The following is a 3849-nucleotide window of genomic DNA, read 5'->3' as shown; positions in this document are numbered from 1 at the left end:
CCCGGGCTGCCGGTAGCAGCGCCGTTATTCGGGTATACACTGCTGTTATAAATACCATACAGCACAATATCCCAGTTACCGGTTTGCCGTTGCGATTCGGGCACCACACGGTTCTCTTCCAGGCTGTAATACAGGGATACTGCTGCGCTGCCGGAAGTGGCCGTGGTATCTGCTGCCAGGTTCACGATCTTGTACACGCCTGTTTTTACCGTAGCGCCATTGCCAGGCTCCGGACCGGGTGTTACATTGGTGTCATTGTCTTTTGAGCACGATATAAATGCCAGTGCAGACATGCATAATAGAATGCTGCTAAACCGCCGTACGATGGTTGGAAACATATGTATTGGACTTATTTTGTTTGCAAATTCCGGCTGCCATCTTCCTGTACAAAGTAGCGGAAACTAAGGTAGGGAGCGGGCCAGAAGAGATCCGTCACTACCGGCGGATTGCCTTTGTAAATATTCAGCAGCTCCAGCTTGGCATATTTACCGGTAGCTGTTCTTATTATGAATGTGCGGTTTTTGACAGGCACACAAATATGGTTGCTGAGCGAGTAAAAGTACCAGCCCTGGCCATTGCCGTTATCCCAGCCTGCACCGGCTATTCCGTTATTGGTAAATTCATCATCTGCAGGCGCCATGGTTACCTGGTCATACGGTTTTTCAACAATCAGCATCTGCCCTACCCCGGGGCCGCCATAACCGGGTGTTCCGGCTACTTGCCCGTTGTTCACTACTACAAAAGAATTATACTCCCGGCTGAAAGCAATATCCCAGTCTGTATTTTTCAGGTGCTGCAGGGAATCTGTTGCTGTTTTAATGAAACGGGTAGCTTTATCGCTAAAGCGGAAAGTAAGCGTGTAAAAAGGGCGGTGCTCTTTCCCTTCCACATCATTGCCCATGGAGGCCAGCGTATCACCCGGCAGATCGTATACTACGGTGCTGCGGCCATCCTGTACCTGTGGCGCAGCATCCTCTTTTGAACAGGAGACCATAGCCACCGCAAACAGGGCGTATATAAAAAAATGAAAAGAGTAATTATACCTCATGGCTGGTTTGTTATTACAGCAAATCTGTTTCCGCTGACGATGCAAAATTGCAGACATTCATTCACCACTTACGGAGAAAAACTGACCTCTGAAGGAAAAGTCCGGGCGCTTCGCGCCCAGTTCACGGTCCATGGTCCATAGCATAGTGCGTGCGGAAGCGGGCCACGAAATACCATCTATAGCATAATGCGTAAAGGAAATTAGTTTGTGTATAGAACTTATCCTTTGAGGATACCCGGCGTATATCCGAAATGTTTTTTAAAGGCGCGGGCAAAGTGGGAAACCCGCTTGTATCCTGATAAGTAGGTTACTTCTGAAATGCTTTTACCTTGCGCCAGCAGCTCTTTGGCATGCTGCATTTTCACATTCTGCAAATAGCCGTACACGGTAGTACCAAACACCTGTTTAAAATGGCTTTTCAGATATGCGTCGTTGGTCCCTACCTGGTGAGCCAGGTCAATTAACGTGCAGGGGCTATTCATATTCCGCACAATAATATCGCGGGCCAGGTGCATACGCTCAACATCTTCTTTGCGCAGCGTGCGGGTAAATATTTCCGGGCGGGGTATGCCCATGAGCTGCTCAAACTGCATGAGCTGAATAGCCAGCAGCTCAATGGTTTTGGCTTTCAGGTATAATTGCTTGTAACGGTCTTCCAGCGGGCAATTGAGCATATCGTACAGGATGGTGCTGATGTTGGCCTGCAGCGGCAGGTTTGCTTTACTGAGCAGCGCCGCCTCATTATGGTGCACACTCTTTGACAGCACGGGAAACAAAGGATGCTCTTCCGGAAGAAAATCAAAGAAAAAACGCAGGCTAATACCCATCTCAAATATTTCAAGCTGTGTATTAGCCTGCCAGTCGAGATGAATTTCCTGTTTGGGGAAGAACAGGTAATTATACTGGTGCTTATCAATAGACGCCAGCATAGTGCGGCCGCTGTTTGTATGATAGCTCTTATGACCGCTGATAGTGTAGCTAAGCTGCAGGAAAGGATTGTTATTTTCGATCACCACTTTTCCCTGTTGCCGGGAGCTTACCTTATAATAACCCAGGCTCAGGCCATCGGGGCTCATGATCTCCTGTACTACGCGGTTATGGCCGGTTTGCGCGGGCAGCTGCCGCCGTTCTTTTAAACTTTCTACTCCGTTTATATCAAAAGGACAGAACTGAGTGGTTATTGTATGAGCAGACCTGTTTATAGACAAGGGTTTATTTCTTTTTGCCGGAATAACAAATAATAAGCAATATTAATTTATCGGGCGGAGAGGCGCTGCTCAAATCAGGAAGAATACTTTTCTAAACAGGAAAAACATTTTTACTAACCCGTTTAAGCATTATACAATTACCATATTTGGTTATTTATTTTCCGTTTAAGGTTAGCTTAACGGGAATTTTTTTTCCATTTAAGGGAATGGTTTTTCCCTGGGCGCGCATTGGAATGCCCGACTTTTGCGCTCCAAAACTCAGCGCTTGTTCCATTATATAAAAGCTACCCTGCTGCTCCTGTGCTGTTTGCCGGCTGTGGCGCAGGACACCCTGCATTCCCGTTCCCTGCGGGAGATAACGGTTACGGATAACCGCTTTAAAAAGCAGGACGATATTATTGATATTAAAAGAACGGTGATGCCCACGCTGGTGATCGATCAGCAAACCATCCGCGCCATGGGCAGCCGGCGGCTGGATGAAGTGCTGCGCGAACAAACCGGGATGGCCATGGTCAATGACCTGGGATCCGGCAACCGCAGCGTAGGCCTGCAAATGCAGGGCTTTAGCTCCGATTATATTATGGTGCTGATAGACGGGCAGCCTATGACCGGCCGGTTTAACGGCAATTTTGACCTGTCGCGCATCAGCGTTGCCAACATAGCCCGTATTGAAATTATTAAAGGCGCTTCCAGCAGCTTGTATGGCAGTGAGGCACTGGGTGGTGTGATCAATATTATCACTCATCAGAACAACACAGCGCCACAGGCTATGCTGCAGTTGTTGTACGGCAGCTATAACATGGTGGATGCTACGGCCGGCGGCTCCACTCCTTTTGCGCAGCAGAAAGGAAATGTGCAGGTATCCGGCAACTATTACCGTACCGATGGTTTTAATGTGAACACCACTTACCTGAAGAACGGGCAAACCGCCCCGCCCTATAACAGCTATAACCTACAGGGGCGCGCCAGCTACCGGCTAAACGACATCAGCACGCTGCAGGTAAGCACCCGCTATGCCAACCGGCAGTCTGTAATGATGCGCTCTTACGGCGTACAACCTTTCCGCGACCAGCTGGATGAGCAGGATATGAATACAGCTGTATCGCTGGATAACCGCTATAAAAGCGGTTGGCGTTTGCTGGGCAGGTATTATTTTACCCATTATAAAACCGCGCAGGCCGTGCAGCTGGTGGAAACCGGCAAAGAGCTGCAGCGGAACGATTTTACGCAAAACATTCACCGTGCGGAGCTGCAGGCAGCAAAGGACTATCTTAACAACAAACTATCGCTCATTGGCGGTGGTGGCGGCGATTACCAGCATTTGAACAACAGCGCCATCAGGGGCAATACCAGCATGTACAATTATTTTGGATATGTACAGGCCAGCTATAACCCGACGGATAAATATGGTTTTATACTGGGTGCGCGCTACGATGGGAATAATATCTACGGCGGCAAGCTGAATCCCAGCGCGGGCGCACATTATAAACCCGCAAAATGGCTTACGCTGAAAGCTGCTATGGGTAAAGGCTTTAAATCGCCTACCTATACGCAGTTGTACCAGGTATTTACCAATATTACACAGGGGTATAC

At 48.6% G+C, this 3849-nt stretch carries 4 protein-coding genes; 1 reads left to right on the top strand and 3 read right to left on the bottom strand.

The window, feature by feature from the left end; genetic code table 11:
* From VIM87_RS26480 to VIM87_RS26470, 3 genes are all read right to left on the bottom strand, one after another.
* Nucleotides 1-293, bottom strand: a 293-nt coding sequence (locus tag VIM87_RS26480; protein WP_331999899.1) for a hypothetical protein, incomplete at its 3' end; no start/stop codon positions are given.
* A gap of 56 nt (nucleotides 294-349) precedes the next feature.
* On the bottom strand, nucleotides 350-1048 hold the full coding sequence (locus VIM87_RS26475) for an HmuY family protein (RefSeq protein WP_331999898.1): 699 nt from the start codon (nucleotides 1046-1048) through the stop codon (nucleotides 350-352).
* A 218-nt stretch (nucleotides 1049-1266) separates the two neighbouring features.
* Nucleotides 1267-2256 carry an AraC family transcriptional regulator gene (locus VIM87_RS26470; RefSeq protein WP_331999897.1) on the bottom strand — a complete coding sequence of 330 codons (990 nt, stop codon included), beginning with the start codon at nucleotides 2254-2256 and terminating at the stop codon, nucleotides 1267-1269.
* 265 nt (nucleotides 2257-2521) lie between these two features.
* On the opposite strand from VIM87_RS26470, the gene VIM87_RS26465 reads away from it, so the two are divergent.
* Nucleotides 2522-3849: TonB-dependent receptor plug domain-containing protein (locus tag VIM87_RS26465; RefSeq protein ID WP_331999896.1), on the top strand; the 1328-nt coding region annotated here is incomplete at its 3' end.

The sequence above is a fragment of the Chitinophaga sp. genome, from assembly GCF_036569125.1.
Lineage (GTDB): Bacteria > Bacteroidota > Bacteroidia > Chitinophagales > Chitinophagaceae > Chitinophaga.
The sequence above is the reverse complement of the archived record's forward strand: the minus strand, read 5'-3'. Positions and strand labels throughout refer to the sequence as shown.